Consider the following 23,313-nt stretch of genomic DNA (forward strand, 5'->3'; position numbering starts at 1 on the left):
GAAAAATTATGATATAATTAATATAATCTTTAAGTTAAACTACCAAAAATAACTTATTAACTTTATTAATTACTTCATATACTTTTTTATTTAATTTTTATAATATAATTATAACAAAAAATAGCATTATACTGCTATTTTTTTATTTTTTCTTCTAGTTGTTTATCTAAATAATCAATTAATTTTCATCTTAATATTTCATTATTGTTATTTTTAATATTTCATAAAATGGCTCATCCAATAACTAATCCTAAAATATTTAAAGAAATAAATAACATTACCATTCCTATGGCATTATTTTTATTACAATATTTAATCCCATACTTTATTAACAAAATTCAAATAATTGCTCCTATTATTCCTAATAATATTCATAATGCTATCATTTAATATTTTTTCCTTTTCTATTTATATTTTTCTTTATTGTACATTATTTTATTAAAAAAGAAAAGATAACTAATAAAAGTTATCTTTTAAACGTAAATAGAATTTGCAGTTTATTTTATCGTTTTTTAATATTATACTCTAAAACCAAACATTTTTCAACAATATTTTAATAAATTTGTTACAATTGTTGGGACCAAAAAATAAATAGAAAGGTGTTAAAAAATGTTTAGTTTTAAAGAATTTCTAAAATTAGAAATCACAGATATTTTAGCAAAATATTTTCAAAAAATCCATGATTTTGATGAATATTTTTTTCTAAATAGAGATAAAAATCAATATAAAGTTGCTTGAACATGTAATAGAACAGTAAATACTCCCATTGGAATAGGAACTTTTAGACAAAGAGTTTATTGAGATAAAATAAATAAAAAATATTATTATCCAATTTATGAAGAATTTGGTATTAAAAAAAGAGCAAGAATTACTAATGATTTATATTTTGATATATTAGATAATTTAATTGAAAATTTAATAAGTAAAAAAGGTTATTTTAATATTCAATCAGAATTTAAATATACTTCTTTTTCTAAAAATCTTATTTCAAGAATTTTTAAAAATGCAAAAATTGAAAAATGAATACCAGAAGAAAAATTTAAAGTATTAGATAATCAAAAATTAAATATATGTGCAGATGATGCTTATATAACTTGTTGAGATGAAAATGGTTTAAAACAACAATATTGTTGTAGACTTTTAACTTATAATTTAGGAAGAAAAGAAATTTATTCATATAGAAATAAATTAGACAAGAAAATAACTTCATTTATGTTATTTAAAACTAATAATGCACCAAAACAAGAAGAATTACATAATTTTACAATGCAAACTATTAATAATCATTATGATATTAAATTAAATATATTTGCTATTAATTGAGAATATAATAATTATAATTTAGTAGTTGCTGGTGATGGTGCATTATGAATTAAAGCAATGGCAAGTTAATTGGGATGTTATTATATTTTAGATAAGTTTCATGCTTTAAATTATTTATGAAAATCTTTTGTTAATGTTCGTGGTAAACATCAAAAGAAAGCACTTGATTGAACAAAGTATTTAGATGTAACAACTACTTTTTCAAATGGTAATTATAATGGATTAATTACTATTTTAGAAAATAACTTTAATAAAGTTACTAAAAAAACTTATAATTATTTTAAAAATAATGAACAAGGAATTATTAATCAAAATGCTAGTTGAAATATTGGTTGTAGTGCAGAAAGTGATGTTTATCATTTTTTAAAATCTTTAACTAATGGAGCAAAAATATATCATCATCAAACATTAAATAATATGTTAATAGCAAAAGCAAATTATTTAAATAGTAGAAGTTATCTTAATAGTGGTTAATAATTTGGAATTTCATATTTTTAAAATCTAATTTTAAGATTAAAATTTTTGTGTTATTTAAATGTAATTTTATAATTATATTTTTTAATTTTTTTAAAATTTATGGTATAATTTAAATTAACAAATCATAGAATTTGCAGTTATATTGTTAATGTTACTTCATAAATCTAAGGCTTAATCTAATACGTCCAATTAATATTTTCATTATTTTATTTTTTATGAAATTTATATTGGTATATATTCTATTTCATTATTAATGTTGTCAATATTATTATTTTCAATGGTAGTTTGTGATTCTTCAATAGTTAATTCAATTGGTATAGTTAAAGTTTGAATACGTTCTAATAAACGTTTAACTTTAATTTCTTCTGATTTACTATTTTTTAAATAATAATGTTGATATAGTTCACTAATACTATAGTTAGAATTAATAAATGTAGTTTTTAATGGTAAAATTCGTGCATTAAGAATACTAAATAATAATTCATCACGCTCTCAAGCGCTAACAGTTTCACCACCTAAATCATCAATAAATAATAAGTCACATGATTTTAATTGTTCAATTTGCTGATTAGTATCAGTATCATTTTTAAAACTTTTTTTAATGTCCATAACAAATTCAGGTCATACAATAAAACAAACAGTTTGATTTTTTTGAATTAAAATATTTGCAAATAAGATAAAAATAAAAGTTTTTCCACTACCTGTGTCACCATATAAGTATAAACCTTGATAACTTTTGTATTTTAAAGATTGATGTAAATACTGGATGATTTCTTTTCTTGCATTAGTTGAGGCATTAAAATTTTTACTTCATGAAAGTGATAAAAGTTTATCATCATAGTATTTAATTAAAAAATTATTATGTACTTGTTGTTGGACAGATCTATTAATAGAATGAAGACAATCCGTTAGTACTAAACTTATTTTTTGATTAGGTAACATTACTAGTTTATAACGATATCCTTTAACATTTTGTAGACATTTGCTAAGATTCTCTCGTTTTTTACATAAATTGTAGCTATCAATATAAGTTTTTAATAAATCAACATATGGTTCTAGTTTGCTGTTAGTTAAGTTGTTTTTTTTAATAAAGTCATGAAGTTCAGCATTGTTAATGTTTTCTTTTAAGATAGTTGTCGCTTTAAGTTTCATGATAATCATTTCCTTACTTAATAATAGTGTCTTTTAATAATTAAATTAATGGGCATCAAATTCCTTTAAAATATTGTTTATTTCTTCTTGAGTTAATTTTATATCTTTTTTAATATTATCAACCTTATATTTTTTAATTAATTTTTTATTGAAATTATTTGCTGTTGATTGTTCTGTAGTAGATCATAATGATTCTTGTTGAAATTGTTGGTGTGGATTTTTTTTGCTACGAGCATAAGCAAGTTTTAAATGAGATAAAGCATCATCAATACTATTAATTTGATTTTCTTGAAAGGTTTCAGCAATTTTAATAATATAGTTTGGTTCTAAACGTTTATTATTTTTAAATCAAACATATTCAATTAAGCAGTTAATTACAGCATTATTTAATTGAAAGTTATTAGTTAATATTTCTAATGTTGTTTTTAATTTATCAGTTGGTATTTTACCAGTTAAATTTTTTAAATATTCTTCAGGTAATTTTTGTTGCATTAAATTTAATGTGGTATTAATAACATCAGAATTATCTTTAGATATAATTGTATTAGAATTAGAATTTAAATTAACTTTCATAGTATTAATTTTATTTTTATTTTGAAATCAATAAATTGGTCTAGAAATTGATGTTTGCTCTTGTTTAGCATAAATATTATTAAGTGCTGTTTTTAATTTTAAAGATTGAGGGATAGTATTTTCCTGTTGAGTAATATTAACATAATTTTCTGTAATTTCAATATCATTTTTCAAAAAATAAAATTTTTGTCTTTCGTAATTTAAAGTTCCTAATTGTTTAAGTAGTTCTGAGTTTAAATGGGTATTAGCAAAAAAATCATCAGCAGATAAGGGAGAACACAATTGATAAATGTAAGTAGATTTTAAAGAATAGTAGTAAGTATTAATAAGGTTAACAGATTCAAGTTGTTGGAAAGCAACAAGTAATTGAGTGGAAGTTATTTTTAATAAAGATTTAATTCGTCCATGATTGAAATCAAGATTAATACGTTTTGTTAATAACTTTTCTTGAACTAAAGTTAAATATAAATTTATTGATTCAATACCAATTATTGGTTGATATAACATAAATAAAATTTGGTAATCTTCGTTACTAATATATTCTGATTGGTTCAACTTAAAAATATCAATATCATTTATTGTTCTGTTCATATTCATTCCCTAACTTTCTTTTTACTATCCATTTCTTTCATGGTATGATAATTATATGCACATAAAGAATATAAATAAAGTGAAATGATTAAAACACATACTTATCCACATTTATTCCACTTTTTTTATTAAAAATATTCTTTATTAATATATACTTTTGAGTTTTCCACAGTTAATATTTAGTTTGACAGTGATTACAAAAGTAAGTTCCACGAAGGTTTATTTTTATTTTTTTAATAATAGTATGGCATTTAAAACAAGGCATTTTTGCTCTAGTATGAACTTGTAATTCTTGTTGATAGTAACCTGTTACACCAAGCCTTGAAGTATAACTACTAATTGTTGATCCACCAAGTTTTATTGATTTATCAAGCACAAATCTTGCTTTATTAATGATTTCTTGTAATTGTTTAAGTGTTAAATTTTTAGTAATACTTTGCGGATGAATACTAGCATAAAATAATACTTCATCTGCATAAATATTTCCTAAACCACTCATAACATTTTGTTCTAATAATGTTGCTTTAATACTTTGACTTTTATTTTTTCATTTATTTTTTAAATATTCAGCAGTAACATTTTTATTAAAAGGTTCTGGACCAATATTAATATAAGGTTTTATGTTTTGATATTCATTTTTAGTTTGCAAATGAAAGGTTCCAAACTGTCTTGTGTCATGATATCTTAATTCGTATTTATTGTCTAATTCTAATATTAATAAGACATGTTTTCAATTTATTGATTGATTATTTTGTTGAAAATAATATTTTCCTTCCATTCGTAAATGACTTAATAATACATAATCATCTAATATAAATATTAATAATTTACCAACTCTTTGAACATCATTTATTGTTTGTCCAATAATTTGTTTTGTGAATTGTTCAATACTTGGTGTTTTGATAATTTTATTTAAAAGAATTCTAACACCAATAATTTTATGATTAGTTAAAAGTGGTTGTAAAGTTTTGCGAACAGTTTCAACTTCGGGTAATTCTGGCATTTTTATTTTCCTTCCAATAAAATATAATAAACTAATTTATTTTAAATATTAATAAATTTTTAAAAATTTATTTTAATTCAAATCAGTTATCCCCAATACTAGTATTAATTAATAAGGGAACTTTTAATTTAGTAACATTAGACATAATTTTAGTAATTTTAGTAATAACATCATTAACTTTATTATCTTCAACTTCAAAAATTAATTCATCATGAATTTGTGCAATTAATATTGCATCAATATTTTGTTTTTTTATTTCTTCATAAATTTTATTCATTGCTAATTTTAAAATATCAGCAGCACTACCTTGAATTGGCATGTTCATTGCTATTCGTTTACCAAAATTTTGAATCACTTTATTTTTATTTGTAATTTCCATTACTTCTCTTCTACGATTAAAAATTGTTTGAACATATCCATTTTTTTCACAAAAATCAATTATATTATTAATATAACTTTTAATTTTTGGAAAAACCGAAAAATATTTATTGATAAATATTTTAGCATCTTCAACTTTAATTCCTATTTGTTGTGATAAACCAAAACTAGAAATGCCATAAACAATGCCAAAATTAATAGCTTTTGCATTTTGTCTTTGTTCGTTAGTAACTTCTGCTAAAGGGATATTTAATATTTTACTTGCAGTTTCGCGATGAATATCATGCTTTTGTTGAAAAGCTTTAATTAAATTTTCATCTTCACTAATATGAGCTAATATTCTTAATTCAATTTGCGAATAATCACAGGATAGTATTTTAGTATGTGGTTTGCTTGGAATAAAGATTTTGCGAACTTCTCTTTGTTCTTTATCGCGAATACTAATATTTTGCATATTAGGATCTAATGAAGATAACCTGCCAGTACTGGTTTGTACTTGATTATAAATGCTATGAATTTTACCATCATCAAAAATATATTTTTGTAAACCAAGTAAGTAAGTGGAATATAATTTTTGTAATTTACGATATTCTAAAAGAATATCGATGATTGGATGTTGATTTTTTAAACTAATTAAAACTTCAAAAGCAGTACTACCTTTTTTATAATTAGGTAATTTTAATTCTTTAAATAAGTATTCACTAATTTGTTTTGGTGAATTTGGATTTAAATTACTATTACTTTCTTTTTTAATTTGTAATTCTAAATCTTGGATTTTTAGTAAAGTTTTATCAGTTAGTAGTTTTAATTTTTTTTGATCAATGTTAACACCATTACACTCCATATTTACTAATACAAAAGTAGCAGGTAGTTCAATCTCTTGATATAAATTTCAGTTATTAGTATCTTTTAATTTTTTTATAAGAATGAGATGAGAATCTGTTAAAAAATTTAATTTTTTTTCTAAAAAAATAGCTATTTCTTTTTCATCATTGGGAATATTTTTTTTAATACCTTTGCCATAGAAATCATCAGCGCTTAAATTATCTTTAACATTGACATTGAGCATAACAGCAATGTTTTCTGGTAATATTTTTTCATTAGCATAAAGAAGGTAAGCAGCTAACATATGGTCAAAAATAATATTATTTATTATCAATTTTAAACGTAGTCCTGCGATAATAACCTTTTTTAAATCTCAAGTTATTTTTTGTAGTTTTTTATTTTGTAAGAAATGTTGAAAATTAGGACAATTAATTGCATTAATTTTATTAATATAAAATGTTCCTTTTTCATTTTTAATACCAAAACCAATAATATTATCACGATTATAATTATCACCAAAAATTTCTAATCATAAGTAATTTGAATCACAATTTCATTCTTGATTTCATTTATTTATAATTTGAACGTGAGATGTACTATTTTTATTAGTTTTAGGATTAGTGTCTTGTGTTAATAAAGAGTTCATATTATATTGTTTGTAAAAGTCTTGTAACTTTTCATTATTTAAATTTTCAACATTATAATTAAACGTTTCTAAATTACCAGTAATTGGTGTATTTAAATTAAGTTGTGCTAGTTGTTTACAAATAATACCATTATTAAAGTTAAGTTTAATTAGCTTACTAACATTTGGTTTTAATTGTTCTACATTTTCAATAATGTTTTCTAATGTGTCATACTCTTTTAATAAACTAATAGCAGTTTTTTGACCAATTCCTTTAATGCCAGGTAAATTATCAGAACTATCACCCATTAATCCCTTTAAATCGGTAACTTGATAAGGTAATAATTCATATTCTGATTGAAATGTAGAAATAGTAATAACCTTTAAATCACTCATCCCTTTTTGTGGATTAAGAATTTTAATATTGTTATCTAATAGTTGTAATAAATCTTTATCACTACTCATAATATCAATTTGATAATTACTAGCAACTTTATTTTTAACAATGCTGCCAATAATATCATCAGCTTCATAATTATTTATTTGTCCCCAAGGAATTTGTGCTAAGTCTAAAAATATTTTAACTAAATTAAATTGTTCAATTAGCTCAACCGGAGTTTCACTTCTTTTTCCTTTATATGTTGCTAAAGTTTCATGACGAAATGTTTTACGACCAGCATCAAATGCAACAAAAACACTAGCATAGTTGTTAGATTTTAAGTACTTAGTCAACATTCTAATAAAAGCATAGACGGCATTAGTTGGAATACCCTGTAGCGAATGTAGATTAACTCCTTGGTATGCAGTAGCATAATATGCTTTAAATAATAAATTGTTACCATCAATAATTAATGCTTTTTTCATTTATTCACCTAATTTCATAAAACTATTATAACAATAAGTAAGTATAACTTCATATAAAATTAAAAAATTAGCATATAAAAAAAACAAGATTTTTTTCTTGCTATCGAACAATAATTAAGTTACAGATTTAATTGTGTAGAAAACATTATAAATATAAGGTTTTAGGGTTAATTTTAAGAGAATCATTATATTTATAGTGATTAGAGTTCTGTAACTTAATTATTTAAATATTAAGGATATTTATAAATAGATCCTTAACTTTTATTATAACATTCAATTTTTAATTTTTAAATTCATTTTTTCTTTTTTATATATAAAAAACAAGAGCTTTTCAGCTCTTGTCTACACAAGAATTATTGCTAAAGTAATATGGTCATTTATAAAAAAAAGGGGGGGTTATTGGGGTTATAGAGTTTAAATTAGGGGTTTTAGATTAATTTTAAATTTTTTACATTTAAAAATATTATAATTGAATAATGTTTTGACATATTACCTTAATTTTAAAGGACCTAGGCTATCTAAATCCTTATAAGAATAATAACAAATAATATTTAAATTGCAAGGAAATTTGTTATTATTTTTAGAAATAATTTATATTTTCATTTTTTTTAAAAAAATATATTCATACTCTATATAAGTTTTTTATTTTTTTTTTGATAAATATTTTTGGAAAAATTGCAATAATTTTACCCTACTTATCTTAGTTTTATAAAAAATATTAGTGCATTAATGGAGTGTTTATTTTTAGTAAAAATTTTTACATATTATGAAATTTTTAAGCACTAATAAAAGTAATAAAACAAAAATATGTAGTTAAACTTATAGTCTTATAGTTTTAATTTTAGTTATAAAAATTTGTAAAAAATTATTTAAAAAAAATAAAAAAGATATATAATGATGTCGAATATTTAATATTTAAAATTGAGAAAAAATATTCAAATTGAAGTAAGGAGAAAATTAAAAAATGCCAAACCCATGAAAAACAGAAGCTAATGGCCCAACAGATTTAAGCAAAGTTGCTAAATGGGAAATTAATGATGTGAATGAAACTAGAGAAAGATGAAAAAGAGAAAAAGAAGACGAAAAAAAACAACAAAAACAAAACAAAGCGGGATCTAGTTTGAAAAAATAAATTTGTTTTAAAAATTATATAAAATATAACAAGATATTTGCTCTGTATATGAGTTTTTATTTAAACCTATTACTTTATTATTTTAAAGTAAATAGCTTTTTTATTTTTTAATCAAATAAAGAGAAAAAAATGAAACCGATATTATCAAAAGCCCTAAGTAATATTGTAAAACAAGGTGCATGAATTACTAGAGATGAACCTTTACATCAAAATAAAGAGAAAATACAGAGAGAATTAATAACATATAAACTAAAATCAGAAAATGTTTTTGTATATAAAACAGAAATTAATAAGGATATTATAATTTATGAATATTTTTTTGAGAAAATAAAAGATAAAGATAATGGTTCTTGCATTGTGACTAGAATTTATTTTAGTAATGATGAGATATGAGAAAAGATAGTATATATTAATAATAAAGAAACTGATGTTGAACAAAAAATAATAGAACAATATAGAGTTTATTTTTGTAAAAAAGAACTTTTAGAAGAAAGTCAATTCATAAAAAATGAAAATGATAAGCAAGTAGTTATTAGAAAAAAATCTATTTTAGATTTTAAAAATAAAGAAAATATTAATGGTGTCAATAATAATGATTAAAAGATTAAAGAAAGTAAAAATACTTTAGGTAAACGATTAGGTAGGTGAGTTGGAAAATTTTTTATTTTTGGCTTTGAAACTTATATTTTTGGTGTTGTTTCAGGAATTATTTCTGTTCTTGCACTTAAAATTTCTTTTGCAATGGCGCTTTGCTGATGAACTCCTGCGGCTTTAGGAATAGCAACACTTACTGCATTGCCTATAAGTTGATGTATAGTTTTAGCAATTGTAGCAGTATTAGGTGTTCAGATACTAAAAGAATATGGAATTAAACCTTTATTAAAAAAATGTGAAACTTGGTAGAATCAAAAAAAGCAAAAAAACTAGAAATAGAGGACTTAAAAGAAATAGATTTTCATAATATCAATTCTAGAGTTTTAAAAAACTATTTAAGTTCTCAAAAAAACATACCTTTTGATGAAATTAGACCAAGTTTTGAACAAAATATTAATATAATTAAAAATAGAAAATTGTCTCATCAAACTCAAGAAAAATTTGATGCAAAGAGTATTAATAATATTCCAATTTCAGCTAATACTTGAAATAAAGTAAAATGTTTATTTCAACATAATTAATAAGTTAACAATTTTGTTGATAATAATAAAATTTTAATCTATAAAATTAATACTATTTTCTCTTTTCTCTTATTTTATGGCTAATATTCATGTTATTATTACTAAGTAATTAAAAAAATATTAATGAGGTATAAGATGAGTATTGTCACAATTGAGAATTTAACACATGCTAATGGTGGAAAAGTTTTATATAAAAACGCCACTTTACAAATTAATAAAGGTGAACATGTGGCATTAATTGGTATGAATGGTGTTGGTAAAACAACATTATTAAATATTATTAATGGAACAGTATCTGCAGATCATATTAATTTAAATATTCATCCTAAAATTAAAATTGGGTATTTGGATCAACATCAAAAGGTTAATTTAGAATTAACAGTTTTACAATATTTGCGTGAAAGTTATCAAAAAACTTTTTGAACGTGAACAACAAATGGAAAACTTATATGCAGAAATGGCTAATAATTAAGTGAAGAGTTATTAACGAAAGCAATGAAAATTCAAGATGAATTGACACACCAAGGATTTGATACTATTAGTAAAAAAAATTGGTCGTTTAGTTGATGGATTGGGTATTAATTTACAACTTTTAGAACAAACTTTAGGTAGTTTAAGTGGTGGTCAAAGAGCAAAAGTGTTATTAGTAAAATTATTATTAAATTAAGATGATTTTTTATTACTTGATGAACCAACTAATTTTTTGGATATTGAACAAATTAATTGATTGGCTAAGTTTTTACAAAATTACCCTAGTGCATTTTTATTGGTGTCACATGATCGTAATTTTATTAATACAACATGTAATATTATTTTCGATATTGATAATTATATGATTACTCGTTATGTTGGTAATTTTGAAAGTTTTTTAGAACAAAAAAGTTTACATCATCGTCAATATGAATCAGCATATTCAAATCAAAAGAAATTAATTGAAAAATTAGAAACTTATATTAGTAAAAATGCAGCGCGTGCTTCAACTGCTAAAAGTGCTGAATCAAGAAGAAAACAATTATCTAAAATTAATGTTTTAGAAAAACAGCAAATCCAGTCTCCTTCAAAGTTTTATTTTAAGTATTATAAAACAACAAGTTCAATTGCTGTGCAAGCTAAAAACCTTGAAATAGGTTATCATAAACCATTAATTAAGCCACTTACTTTTGTTATTAAGACTGGTAGTAAGTGAGTTGTTAAAGGGTATAATGGAATTGGTAAAACTACTTTCTTGCAAACGTTAGCTGGTAATATTCCATCACTTGCTGGAAATATTAATTTAGATGATCGAATGCAAGTAGCATATTTTCATCAGACTGAAGTAATGACTAGTACTACTCCATTTAATTATTTAAAAGAGTTAGATATTAAATTAAATGATGTTGAGATTAGAAGAATTTTAGCAAGTTTTGGCTTGCGTAGTAATTTAGTAATGAAACCAATGAACTTACTTTCTGGTGGTGAACAAACTAAGGTTAGATTAGCAGCATTGGCATTAAAACCTTACAACTTATTAATTTTAGATGAACCAACTAATCATATTGATGTTTTAGCTAAAGAGTCTTTATTAAAAGCATTGCAAGAATTTGAAGGCACTGTATTATTGACAACTCATGATACTAATTTTAATAATAGTTGAGTTAATGGTGTTTTAGATTTTGAAAAATTAACAAATTAGTGAAATTAAAATAGTTATTTTTAATATTTAATTTCATTATACATTTAAACAAATAAAAAAACTTATAACTAAATCTTAGTTATAAGTTTTTTTATTTGTTTAAATTATCCTTTACGATTACGGTCGTCACGGTCTCGTCTGCTAAATCCACCACTGTTTCCTCAACTAGAATCACCACGGTCAGAACGTGGTCTAAAGTTTCCACGATCAGAAGAATTTCTGTCCCCTTGTGTTCTTGCTCCACGTTCAGCAAAACGTTTTTCACGTTCTTCTGTGATTTTTACAAGTGTTGTTAAACTTGCATTAATAGTAATTACTGTTTCTTTTAAAACTTTAATTTCTTCTAATAATGCTTCTATTGTTTGATTGTTTTCCATTAACAATGCCTCTTCTTTCTGGCGCCTAATTGATAAATCTGATAATAATATCTGATATAATGAGATTAATAAGCACTTAATTAAGTATAGCATTAAAATTAAAATTGTATAGTATATAGTCATATATTTTATAGTTAAAAATAATTATTATTATGATAACTATTATTTTTTTATTAAATATCTAATAAATAATATTATTAAAATTAGTTTTTTATTTTACTAGAGTAATACTTTTAAATTTAAAAGTACGTATACCTTGAAAATCAATTAAATTTTCAATATCAATAGCAGTGATAATAAAATGATATGTAGTGTTTTTAATTTTATATGTAAAATCATATTTTAAATTAATTGTTTCAATGTTATTGATGGTAGTTTTAGTCATAGTAATATTAGAAGTATTACCTATTTTTTTATTAATGTCGGTTGTGTTATCAGCATCAAAATAAACTTCATAGTTATCTTTAATTCATTGATTATTATTAGCAGTAATAATATTTTTAATTCCTAATTTATGACTTTCATCAGTAGTACCAAGTAATAAATTTAAGATATTATTTAGTTGACTGTGTGGTTCAATCATAGTTTTTTGTAAAATATCAAGTATTGAACCTTGAGTAAAAGTTGGATATTCTGGATCATCTTTATTAATGTGTCCACCTAATGATTTATATAATTCTTCGACATCGGTTGCTGTTACATCACTTTTATTAATTATGTTTTTTAGAGTAACAATAGTATCATTTTTAAAAATTATTAAGAGACCAGTAGTATTATTAAATAAAAAATTCTCTAAATCTTGTAAATCAATATTAATACCTTCATTACTTGGGTATTGTTCTGAAATTTTGGTAATTAGATCAGTAATGCTATCAATAATATTTTTAACACTATCTGTATTAATTTTTTCGAGAAGAGTAGTAATTAATGGAGTGGGATCATATTTACCATCACCAATAACTCCTCCTAAATCTAGTGCTAATGGTATTGCATCGAATTTTGTATTTAATTTGAGATCATAAAGAAATGTATCAAAACCACGAGTTTCTGCTGTAGTTTTACCAAATATGTTTAGAAGTATTTGTTTTAATTTTTCTGGTTGGTTAATTAAAGATTTTATAGTATTGATAATATCAAGTAAATTATAGCTACCAGCACTTGGCTTTGATGGATAACCATTACCAATTGTTAAGTTTTTAACACCTTCAGTAATATCTGGCATATCTAATATTCATTTTTTAATAACCGGAATAATTGCTTCAATAATTGTTAAGATATAAAGTGGGTTAGTTAAAAGATAGGGAAGGTATCTTTCTATATCACTAAAAAAACCCTTATCATCAAAATCAACTTTTGGATCAGTAACTGAACCACTGATATTTATATAATCTGCAATGATATCACCTAAATAACGTATACTTTTACCATCTTTACCAAAAATTTTATTGTCTTCACTCATTTTTCAAAACAAGTAATTAATTAAAGTTCCACCATGATATAAATCATAATCTTGTTTTCATTTTCAATCACTTACTTTGTGACCAGGATAAAGTTTTCATGGTAGAGGTCCAATTGAAGCATGTGGATCTATTTTTCATTTTCCATTATCATTTCAAGCGCTATAAGGTTGACTACTATCATCTTTTCAATTATTCATAAATTTAATTATTGTTTCTTCATCAGTGGGTGTAGAAGTTTGTTGATCAGACCAACTACCATTAACTAAATTACCAAATATTCTAGTTAGCGAACTTAAAAAATTAGGACCATAGTTATTAATTAAATTAGCAATTAATTGTAATCCAGCTGGTAAAGTGCTTAAGTCACCTTGTAATGATTTTAAAAAACTAGAAATGGGGTCCATACCAGCACCTACAACTATATTTTCTAATTGTGGGTTAGCCATAATTGATATAGTTCTAATATAATCAAGTGATGAAAAAATATCATTAACTTGTTTTTTACTATTGATGGTTTTAGTTAATTCACCTGTTCCAGAAGCTTTAAAAAAATTATCAGGATTAAAATTATTTACATCAATTTTTCCATTTTCCCCTCAACGTGTTTGTAAATCACCTCAATTATCTAAACTAGTATTTTTAGTTAAATTATTAATACTACTATTTTTAATTTTTCCCATAATATCATCATTAGTACTACTAGTATCAGCAGTTAACTCTTTTGACATAACCATACTTTTAATTAAAGCAGAAGTTTGGTCAGCAAAACTTTTAGCGATACTATTAGTTACACGGTTAACATAAAAATTAAAGGTACAAGCTGATAGAGGTAAAATAGTGGCACTTGCTATTAAGATAATTCCTAACTTGGTAAATACTTTTTTCATAGCAGTTCTCCTTAAATAAAGTGTTATTTTTGTCAATTTTATTTTACTAAAATTTAATACATTTAACTCTGAAAATAATTAAATTCATTTCTTACAAATTGTATCATTACTTATTTTAATTTTAAAATTTATTTAAATAAACAATTTAAATATGGTAATATATAAAACAGAGAAAAATTAAACATTATAAAAACTATCTATTATTTATTTTAAAATTATCCTATATATTAATTTTGTATAAGTGTGATATTATTAATCCATATGTGAACTTAATAATTAAAATTAAATGCAAAATTTTAATTTCAGGAATTAGGGAGAACTGTAATGGCAAGGTTAAATAAACGCGAAAAAGCGAATAATAAAAAAATGGTGTCTAATAATAAAAAAACAAAAAAAAGTTTATTTAAGAATGCGTTGCTATTAAAGCAGACTTTAGTTGCTACATGAAAAAGTAAATTACAATTAGTTATTTTATTATTACTTAATGCTTTTGCAACTTCGTTGGTTACTGGAAGTTGAATTTCGTACGTTAGAATGATTGAAGGAAGCAATCAATTAGGATTAAATGATCTTAAGTTTGATGCTGTTTTACCTTATTCACCAGTGTCGCAAGGTATTAAACAAATTGCTAATCAAGCTTTTAGTTTAAAGTTAGGTCGATTTTATGTTCAAAATGGAACTGATAGTAAAAGCACTAAAGCGCTTTATTTTGATGATACAAAAATAGGGACAGATCAAGAAATCCTACCAATCACTAAAGATAACTTAACTATTGATTATACTCGTGATAATGGTAATATTACTGGGTTTAATGATATAAGATGAACAAACCCAGATAATCCTTTAATTTTTAATTTGAATAATAATAATGTTAAAGCAAGCATCTATGGTCAATTATTATTAAAATCAAAAAATGCTGCTAATGAAAATTTAAAAAACCATTTTAAAACAGCAGCAGATGATTTATATCGCGATGTTTTCTTAAAAAAAACAGCACCCAATATTCTTCAATCTATTAATACTTTTATTAAGGAATGGATTACAAAACATTCAACAGATCCGATATTAAAGGAAAATGATAATGATAAAGTTACCACTTGAATTTTAGAAAATAAAATAAATTTTAGATCTTCTTCTAATAATGCTACTATTCCTGATAGCGTTAATTTGCAAAATCAAACAGAAAGAAATGAACTTTTTATTAAAGTAGTTAAGGAAACTGAAATTGATCCAAGATTAGATAATGAGTTTGGTACGAATGGTCAATGAATGAGAATTTATCGTAATTTTTCTGCAACAGAATCAGATAGTAACATTTATACTAATTTTACTAATACTTCTATTGGTTATCATTCACCTTTTAACTATAATATGATTAGTGATGGCACTGAAAGAGACGCTTTTTCTACATATTTAATTCGTGCGGTTGCAGCATTACAAATGCGTGATTTATATGTTCGTAATCAATTTATTGCCAGTGTTGGAGTAATTAATAATACTCAAATTAATACTAAAATTATTGATATTGGTTTACCTAATGCTTTAAATCATACTAATCTAAAAATATTTGAAGGTGTTGCACCAACAAGTAAAAATGAAATAGTTATTACGCCACAATATGCAAGAAAAAATAAAAGTAATAAAGCGTATAAACCAGGCGATCATATTAATATTAATGGTACTGACTTTATTGTTAGTGGTATTGGTGGTGATGTTTATGATATTTATCCAACAATTAGTGACTTAGATCCAATTCCCAATACAAGAACTGAATTTATTGCTTATGTTACACCTTCAGCATGAAATGATGGAGATTGATATAAGACAGCAGATAAAACTGATAATACTTTAATGTATTTTACAAAATGAAATAATGTTCCTAAAAATAGTATTCATGAATTTGATATTGATTTATTTAATGATTTTTTTCAAAAAACAATATTTAGTGATAATGGTGTTAATGATTTAAATCAATATGATTATAATAAGTATTTAGTTGAGAAATATGGTAATACAGATCCAACACCACAATCATCTTCTACATACCTTATTAATCCAAATCCTGTAGTTACAAGTAGTAATAGTCAGTTTTCACTTTATAATAGTAAAGAAAAGATATTTAATTCAGCAATAATTGCATTTTTATTTGCAGCAATAGCAGGAGTATTATTTTTACTAACGGTTGTTATTTTTATTACCACTTTAATTGTTAAAAAAGCAATCCAACATGGACAAGTTTCAATGGGTATTTTAAAATCAATAGGTTATAAAACATGACAAATTACGATTTCTTATTTGGCATATCCATTATTAACACTATTAATTGCAATTCCAATTGGCTGAATTGTTGGTCTTGTAATTCAGGTATATTTAACTGAGATTTTTAATACTTTATTTGTTTTACCATATAATGTTTTTAGCTTTGATGTTGTTCCGTTATTTATTTCAATTGTTTTAATTATTGGTTTTATTACAATTGTTACTTTATTAACTGCCTTTCGTCTTTTAAAACGTGATCCTTTATTTTTAATTAAAAAAGATAGTGATTTAGTTTTATGTGTTCCTAAAAGTAGAACTAGCAAGTTTTTACAAAATAATTTTCGTCTTCGTTTTTTATTATCATTATCAAAAACTAGTTGAAAAAAAATTTTAGTTACTTCGGGAGTTATTACTTTAGCTTCATTTTCAATTGTAGCAACAACACTAGTTCCTGCCACTATTAATAGTTTAAAAGTTAATTATTTCAAAACTCAAAAATATAAAAATTATTATGAGTATCAAACACCAATGCCGAATATGCCAATGAGTAAATATGGATTATATTCATGAGATTTTTTTAATCGACCAAGCGGTGAGAAATATTATCCAACTTATGGTGCTATGCCTTGACCTGAAGATAAAATTGTTTATGATGAGAAAAAGGCACGAGTTGGGTGATATAATCCATTATTGTTTAAAAAAGAAAAATTAACTAATAATTTTGCTGATATTTTTACTTTTGATTCATCTTTTCCTGAATCTGAAAGAGCAGAGTTTATAAAAAAAATGTCCTTTTATTATCAAGAACAATCAACAGGGACATTAGATCTTAATGATTTAGTTTGATCATATAGTTGATTAGGTGGCAAAGCCTTTAGTAATCAGTTAATAACTGATTTAAGTAAAGAAGATAATACACCATCAAAAATATTTTCATATAATATTGTTAATTTTGCAAGTGGCCAATTACCTAATATTTTGCAAGTTCCCAATCCTGGAGTGCCACCCGGTCCAGAGGCAATTAAAGAAATTTTAAAGCAAGTATTACCGGGTTTTATTCGTCAGAGTATTGATAGTTTACCAAGAAGACCTAATATTAAAGAAGATCCCTATGATTATTTTAGTATTGGTCATAATACTATTGCTTTTAATCCAAAAACTACTAATAATGGTGATGTTAATGGACCAGATGAAGAATTAGTAACACAGTTTAAAGTTGGTGTTGATGAAAGTACAAAAATTGCTAAAAAAGAACTAATGGATGTTATTGGTATTAATCCCAATACTGCGATGTTGGTATTAAAAAATGATGAAGTTAAAGCTTTAAAATATAATGCTAATGCTAATGCTATTCCAATGGTTATCAATCGTGCTTTTCAATCTAAATTTGGATTAGATGTTGGTTCACAATTTAGTGGTGTACCACAAGTTAATACTCTATGTTATAAAAATATTGATGGTAAAAGTATTCCTTTACCAAAAGAAAATTGATATTACGGTGAAACACCACCAAAAGATTCTTATACTACAAATGGTGGCATTTGATCAAAAAGTGGAACAAAATGAAATTATCGTGGTGATCAAAAAATAAAATTATCTGATAATAGTAAAGAATATAGTGATATCCACGGCACTAGGTATAATGGTATGTATGATGAAAAAGGACAACCAATTATAAATAATGAACCTAGTACTTGAAATAATGTTAATGATATTTGATTAAAATTGCCTTCTGATATTAGTGATAGTGCTAAAAGTGGTAAAATTCCAACAGCTGATAATGCTAAAACTATTGATTTTGATTTATCACGTATTTCCGATTCAACAGGTGAATGAATTAGACCTTTTTCATATGATTTGGTAAAGCCATATAATGGATTTGATCCTAAAGATCCATTAAGTATTTTATTAAACCGCCCAGCAGAATGATTTATGGGAATGGTTAATAATAATATTTTAACTAAAGAAAATAATATTAATGCTGATAGTTTACAAGCAGATATTAAAAATAACATGCCAACATGATGAAAAAATATTACGGGTAATGATAATCCACTTCATACATATCAAGTTGTGGGAATTCAAGATTCTTATGATACTCCTAAAGCCTATGTTGATCAAAAATGAGCTAATGAAATTATGGGTTATAGTTATATTGATGATAATCCTTATTATTCAGGAACGGATGTATTTCAATGATTTAATGGTAAGTTAAGTGCTAATGCTAATGTTTTTGATTTAATTGGAAGAATGAGTTTTAAATCAAATTTAGATGATTATACTATTTATGCAACCACTAGTTTAAGTGGTAATCAAAATATACCAATGGTCAAAAAAAATTATTTATTATCAAGACAACAAGCAATGCTTACTAAAATGTCAGATATTGCTTTCAGTGCTAGTGCTTTATTTATTGTGACAACGATTATTTGTTCAATATTGATTGTTATTATGATTACTGATTTATTTACCGATCAATTTCGTCGTTTTATGGCTCATATGAAAGCAGAAGGATATACTAATTGAGAAATTAATTCTTTTACTTTAGGTATTTTTACACCTTGAGCATTACTTGGTTATATTGTAGGGTTTGCCCTAGGTTACCTTGCTATTTATGGTTTAATTAATATTCTTATTAGTTTTATTGGTGTGGCTTTACCATTTACAATAACATGATGAATATTACCAGTAAGTTTTACCATAATTGGTGGTATATATATATCAATATTTATTATCAATAATCATGAATTAAATAAAATGAATTTAATTGAATTATTAAAATCTGATGAATAAAATAAAGTTCACTAAAGAGTGTTTGGTAAATTTAAATATTTAAATTTACCAAATTAATAGTCAAATATGTATACTTTATTTAAAAACTAAATATAGTTTTTAACTCATTACTTTATTTTAAAGTAAATGGGTTTTTTATTTTGAAAGGAGAAAAAAAGAATTTTGAAAGATGAATCATTAATTTCTAATTATTATGATATATTAAATGTATTACCAACAGCATCAGTAGCAGAAATTAAAAAAAAATTCAAACAGACTGCTCTAAAAACTCACCCAGATAAAAATAATAATCCTCAATCAAAACTTAAAATGCAAGAATTGAATGAAGCAAAAAGAATATTAACAGATGAAAACTTAAGAAAAGTTTTTGATCAAAAACTTTTTATTTACTTTTTACAAAATGGTAATAATAAGGAAGTTATTTATTTTCTTACTAATAAAATAAATAATTTAAATATAAATGAAAAAGATAATTCTGGTAATACTCCTTTACATTATGCATGTTTTCATAATTTTTTAGAAACTGCAGATCTATTAATTAAATATGGCGCTAATATAAATGCCAAAAATAATAGAGATAGTACTCCTTTACATTATGCTATAATGGGTAATGCTGATTTAAAATTTATTAATTTATTAATTGATAAAGGTGCTAATTTTATTGAGAAAGATAAAATGGGTAATGATAGTTTATCTTTTGCCAAAGATTTTTCAAAAGATAAGAAAGTTTCTAAATTTTTTTTTAAAAAAATGAAAAAATTAAGAATAAAACAAAATCAACAAATCTTATTAAATATAACTAAAAGAATTACTAATATTGAAAGAGAAATTACCAATATTGAAAGAGATATTGCACATTTTGAAGAGAAAAAAATAAATTCAGTATTAAATTATATTATTATTATTTTTACTTTTGGTTGTGTTAATAAGAACAAAGATATAAATAAGGATATTTTAATTAAGACTGATCAACTTAAAAATTTATTATTAGAAAAAGAAATTGCTAATAATGAGAAACATGTATTTGAAGAAAAAATAAACCGATTAAGTTTTAATAAAACTAAAAAAATAAATGCAATGGATTTACAAAATCAACCTTCAACAAGTGGATATAACCCATCAAATTCATCATGTATTTAATAAAACAAGTTAAAAGATTGCAAAAGCAATCTTTTATTTTTAGCTAAAATCAAGAAAATTGGACGTATGAGATTAACCCTTAGAATTATTAGTAACATTAACAATATAACTGCAAATTCTATGATTTGTTAATTAATTAAATTATAACATATATTGGGAGCGTGGCGAAGATGTCGGTAACTAAAAAGTTTTAAAAATAGCTCCTTTCTTTTTTAAACCCTTAAATTAAAAATAAATGACAAAAGACGAGAATAAAAATCTTGTCTTTTTTTTGTAATTGTAAAATTTTAAAATTTTTAATAACTTTCTTTAATACTATTATCAACACGTATTAAGGGCTACTTAGCCCTTTTTACTAGACCATTAATTTAAAAAAAACTTGAATGTATTCGAAAAACAATTGTGTTATACAATTAACACTAATTTTGACATGAAAGGATTTTTAATAATGGATAAAATTAAACAAATAGCATTAGTAATTAACAAGTTAAATATCAAACAAAAAATTCAAATTATTGATGATAGCAAAAACCAATATTCAATTAGATATCTTTGCCAACATCTTCAACTAAACCGATCAACATATTATTTTGTAAAAAACAAACAAAACCCTATTAAAAAAGAAAAAAATCAAATTAGTAATTGTACACATAAATATCAAGAATTATGCCAACTTTTACTTGAATTTCATTTTACAAGAAAAGGACAAATTTATGGCTATTTACGAATTTTTTCAGCATTTAAAGAATGATTAAAACAATACAAACATATTATTTTAAATCTAGAATTATCAACAAAACAAATGCGAAAAATTATGAAAGATCACAATCTTCAAGGATTAAAACAAACTAAAAATAACTATCCTAAAAACAAAAAAAATCCAAATAAGTGAATACCTACAATGGATAAAGTAAACAAAGATTATAAAAGTACAACCTCTTCAAATCAAATTTGATCAATGGACACTAAACAAATAAATACTAAAGAAGGTTGATTATATCTTTTTGTAATTATTGATTTTTATTCAAATAATATTGTAAGCTATAATACATGTTCAAACAAATCCTATCAAGATTTAATCCTTCCTGCACTTGAAAAAATAAATCAACAATTCTCTTGAAACCAAGTAAAAAACGTTATTTTACACTCAGATAACGCCAACGAATTTTATTGTCAAGACATCACAAATTGAGCTGCTGATAAGCAAATAATTTTAAGCAAAAAACAACCTTATGATATTGGTGGCAATGTAATATCTGAAAACTGATTTTCTCATTTATCTCAAGAATGACTACCTAAAGGTTCAAATCAATATTTTTCTCTCAATGAAGCTATAAATGATGTAAACCAATATATTATGTTTTATAATTACGAAAGAATACATTCTAAATTTCTAAAACCACCAATTTCACAAATAAAAATTTAAAACTGTCTATCCAAAAGTGGTCCAGTATTTAGGGCTAACCACCATNCATATCATTAGGAAAAACTTTTTTATTTCTAATAACTTTTCGTAATTGGCTATTAACAGATTCAATAGCATTTGTAGTATAAATTACCCTTTTAATTTCTGCTGGATAACTAATAAAAACCATTAAATTTTCTCAATTTTTATATCAAGATTTAGCAATTTGTGGATATTGTTTATTTCATTTACTTTCAAATGATTCTAAAGCTTGCATTGCTTGTTCTTCACTACATGCTGTATAAATTGGCTTTAAATCGATAACTAGAGACTTTCGATGTTTGTATGAAACATATTTTAAGCTATTTCTAATTTGATGAACTATGCATAATTGATGTTCAGTTTTAGGATAAACTGATTGTATTGCCTCTGACATGCCTGTTAAATTATCACTACAAGCAATAAGAATATCATTTAAGCCTCGATTTTTCATTTCTGTAAAATTATTTAATCAGAATTTAGCACCTTCATTTTCACTAATTCATAAACCTAAAACATCTTTTTTACCTTCTAAATCAACTCCTAAAGCTATATAAACTGATTTGTTAATAATACGTTTATCCTGACGTACTTTAACTACGATACAATCAAAATAAATGATTGGATAAACACTATCTAATGGACGATTTTGCCATGCTTTGACATCATCAATGACATCATCAGTAATTTGACTAATTACGCTTTCGCTAATATCTGCGCCATCATATAACTCTTGCAACTGCATTCTAATATCTGATAAAGTCATACCTTTTGCATATAGTGAAAGAACTTGTTGATCAAAACCATCAAATCTTCTCTGTCTTTTTGTGATTATTACTGGTTCAAAATTACTATTACGATCTCTTGGTACATCAATTTCAATTTTACCTTGTTGAGTTATTAATTTTTTTGATGTTGTACCATTACGAACATTGTCATTATTACTGCGTTGATTTCTTTCGTGTCCTAAATAATTTTGCATCTCAGAATTCAACATTTTTTCTACCAATCGTTTAGTTAATTCTTTATATAAGCCTCCCTCTTTAAAAACTGTTGTTAAATCCTCAGTATTTTCTAATAATAAATCTACTGCTTTTGATATTGGATCATTGTTATTAAGATTATCTTTTTTAGCCATCTGTAACTCACTCTTTCTAGATATA

General features: G+C 23.9%; 16 protein-coding genes and 2 pseudogenes. 10 read left to right on the forward strand and 8 right to left on the reverse strand.

Annotated features, from left to right (window positions below):
- Positions 1 to 134 precede the first annotated feature (134 nt).
- On the reverse strand, positions 135 to 278 hold the full coding sequence (locus SPIRDC1_RS03845) for a hypothetical protein (RefSeq protein ID WP_174480631.1): 144 nt from the start codon (positions 276 to 278) through the stop codon (positions 135 to 137).
- Positions 279 to 609: 331 nt separating this feature from the next.
- Here SPIRDC1_RS03845 and SPIRDC1_RS03850 point away from each other — a divergent pair, with 331 nt between their 5' ends.
- Both SPIRDC1_RS03850 and SPIRDC1_RS03855 read left to right on the forward strand, forming a co-directional pair.
- The gene (locus tag SPIRDC1_RS03850; protein WP_174480632.1) at positions 610 to 1,392 is read left to right on the forward strand and encodes a UPF0236 family transposase-like protein; all 783 of its coding nucleotides are present in this window, start codon (positions 610 to 612) and stop codon (positions 1,390 to 1,392) included.
- Entirely contained in the window at positions 1,393 to 1,797 is a 405-nt protein-coding gene (locus SPIRDC1_RS03855; RefSeq protein ID WP_174480633.1) for a hypothetical protein, read from the forward strand.
- 225 nt (positions 1,798 to 2,022) lie between these two features.
- On the opposite strand, the gene SPIRDC1_RS03860 is transcribed toward SPIRDC1_RS03855, so the two are convergent.
- The 4 genes from SPIRDC1_RS03860 to polA all read right to left on the reverse strand — a co-directional run bounded on the left by SPIRDC1_RS03860 (position 2,023) and on the right by polA (position 7,811).
- On the reverse strand, positions 2,023 to 2,952 hold the full coding sequence (locus tag SPIRDC1_RS03860; protein ID WP_174480634.1) for an ATP-binding protein: 930 nt from the start codon (positions 2,950 to 2,952) through the stop codon (positions 2,023 to 2,025).
- Between the two features lie 45 nt (positions 2,953 to 2,997).
- Positions 2,998 to 4,122 carry a DnaD domain protein gene (locus tag SPIRDC1_RS03865; protein WP_233214976.1) on the reverse strand — a complete coding sequence of 375 codons (1,125 nt, stop codon included), beginning with the start codon at positions 4,120 to 4,122 and terminating at the stop codon, positions 2,998 to 3,000.
- A gap of 166 nt (positions 4,123 to 4,288) precedes the next feature.
- Positions 4,289 to 5,119, reverse strand: a complete 831-nt coding sequence (gene mutM / locus SPIRDC1_RS03870) for a DNA-formamidopyrimidine glycosylase (protein WP_174480636.1) — start codon at positions 5,117 to 5,119, stop codon at positions 4,289 to 4,291.
- 67 nt (positions 5,120 to 5,186) lie between these two features.
- Positions 5,187 to 7,811, reverse strand: a complete 2,625-nt coding sequence (gene polA, locus SPIRDC1_RS03875) for a DNA polymerase I (protein ID WP_174480637.1) — start codon at positions 7,809 to 7,811, stop codon at positions 5,187 to 5,189.
- Positions 7,812 to 8,775: 964 nt separating this feature from the next.
- Between polA and SPIRDC1_RS03880 the strand changes: the two genes are divergently transcribed.
- The 5 genes and pseudogenes from SPIRDC1_RS03880 (at position 8,776) to SPIRDC1_RS10575 (ending at position 11,790) form a co-directional block, all read left to right on the forward strand.
- On the forward strand, positions 8,776 to 8,943 hold the full coding sequence (locus SPIRDC1_RS03880) for a hypothetical protein (protein ID WP_174480638.1): 168 nt from the start codon (positions 8,776 to 8,778) through the stop codon (positions 8,941 to 8,943).
- Positions 8,944 to 9,072: 129 nt separating this feature from the next.
- Positions 9,073 to 9,543, forward strand: coding sequence for a hypothetical protein (locus SPIRDC1_RS03885; protein ID WP_174480639.1), 471 nt, complete (start codon positions 9,073 to 9,075; stop codon positions 9,541 to 9,543).
- 141 nt (positions 9,544 to 9,684) lie between these two features.
- A complete protein-coding gene (locus SPIRDC1_RS03890) occupies positions 9,685 to 9,846 on the forward strand; it encodes a hypothetical protein (protein WP_174480640.1) in 162 nt (53 codons plus the stop codon).
- Complete coding sequence (locus SPIRDC1_RS03895; protein WP_174480641.1) at positions 9,840 to 10,118, forward strand: hypothetical protein; 279 nt, start codon at positions 9,840 to 9,842, stop codon at positions 10,116 to 10,118. The genes SPIRDC1_RS03890 and SPIRDC1_RS03895 overlap by 7 nt, the downstream gene beginning before the upstream one ends.
- 135 nt (positions 10,119 to 10,253) lie before the next feature.
- A pseudogene (locus tag SPIRDC1_RS10575) lies at positions 10,254 to 11,790 on the forward strand (ABC-F family ATP-binding cassette domain-containing protein).
- A gap of 104 nt (positions 11,791 to 11,894) precedes the next feature.
- On the opposite strand, the gene SPIRDC1_RS03905 reads toward SPIRDC1_RS10575, so the two are convergent.
- Together SPIRDC1_RS03905 and SPIRDC1_RS03910 are read right to left on the reverse strand one after the other, a co-directional pair.
- A complete protein-coding gene (locus SPIRDC1_RS03905; protein ID WP_174480642.1) occupies positions 11,895 to 12,167 on the reverse strand; it encodes a hypothetical protein in 273 nt (90 codons plus the stop codon).
- A 211-nt stretch (positions 12,168 to 12,378) separates the two neighbouring features.
- Positions 12,379 to 14,514 (reverse strand): hypothetical protein, encoded by a 2,136-nt coding sequence (locus SPIRDC1_RS03910; protein WP_174480643.1) that lies wholly within the window; start codon positions 14,512 to 14,514, stop codon positions 12,379 to 12,381.
- 324 nt (positions 14,515 to 14,838) lie between these two features.
- On the opposite strand from SPIRDC1_RS03910, the gene SPIRDC1_RS03915 reads away from it, so the two are divergent.
- From SPIRDC1_RS03915 to SPIRDC1_RS03925, 3 genes are all read left to right on the forward strand, one after another.
- Positions 14,839 to 19,566 (forward strand): ABC transporter permease, encoded by a 4,728-nt coding sequence (locus SPIRDC1_RS03915; RefSeq protein ID WP_174480644.1) that lies wholly within the window; start codon positions 14,839 to 14,841, stop codon positions 19,564 to 19,566.
- 162 nt (positions 19,567 to 19,728) lie between these two features.
- Complete coding sequence (locus SPIRDC1_RS03920) at positions 19,729 to 20,706, forward strand: J domain-containing protein (RefSeq protein ID WP_174480645.1); 978 nt, start codon at positions 19,729 to 19,731, stop codon at positions 20,704 to 20,706.
- Positions 20,707 to 21,136: 430 nt separating this feature from the next.
- Positions 21,137 to 22,132: an IS3 family transposase gene (locus SPIRDC1_RS03925; protein ID WP_174479968.1), complete on the forward strand. Its 996-nt coding sequence runs from the start codon at positions 21,137 to 21,139 to the stop codon at positions 22,130 to 22,132.
- Between the two features lie 46 nt (positions 22,133 to 22,178).
- Here SPIRDC1_RS03925 and SPIRDC1_RS10470 read toward each other — a convergent pair.
- A pseudogene (locus SPIRDC1_RS10470) lies at positions 22,179 to 23,288 on the reverse strand (IS256 family transposase); the annotation flags it as partial.
- Positions 23,289 to 23,313: the final 25 nt, after the last annotated feature.

Source organism: Spiroplasma endosymbiont of Danaus chrysippus (assembly GCF_902809815.1).
In the GTDB taxonomy this organism is placed as follows: Bacteria; Bacillota_I; Bacilli_A; order Mycoplasmatales; family VBWQ01; genus Spiroplasma_E.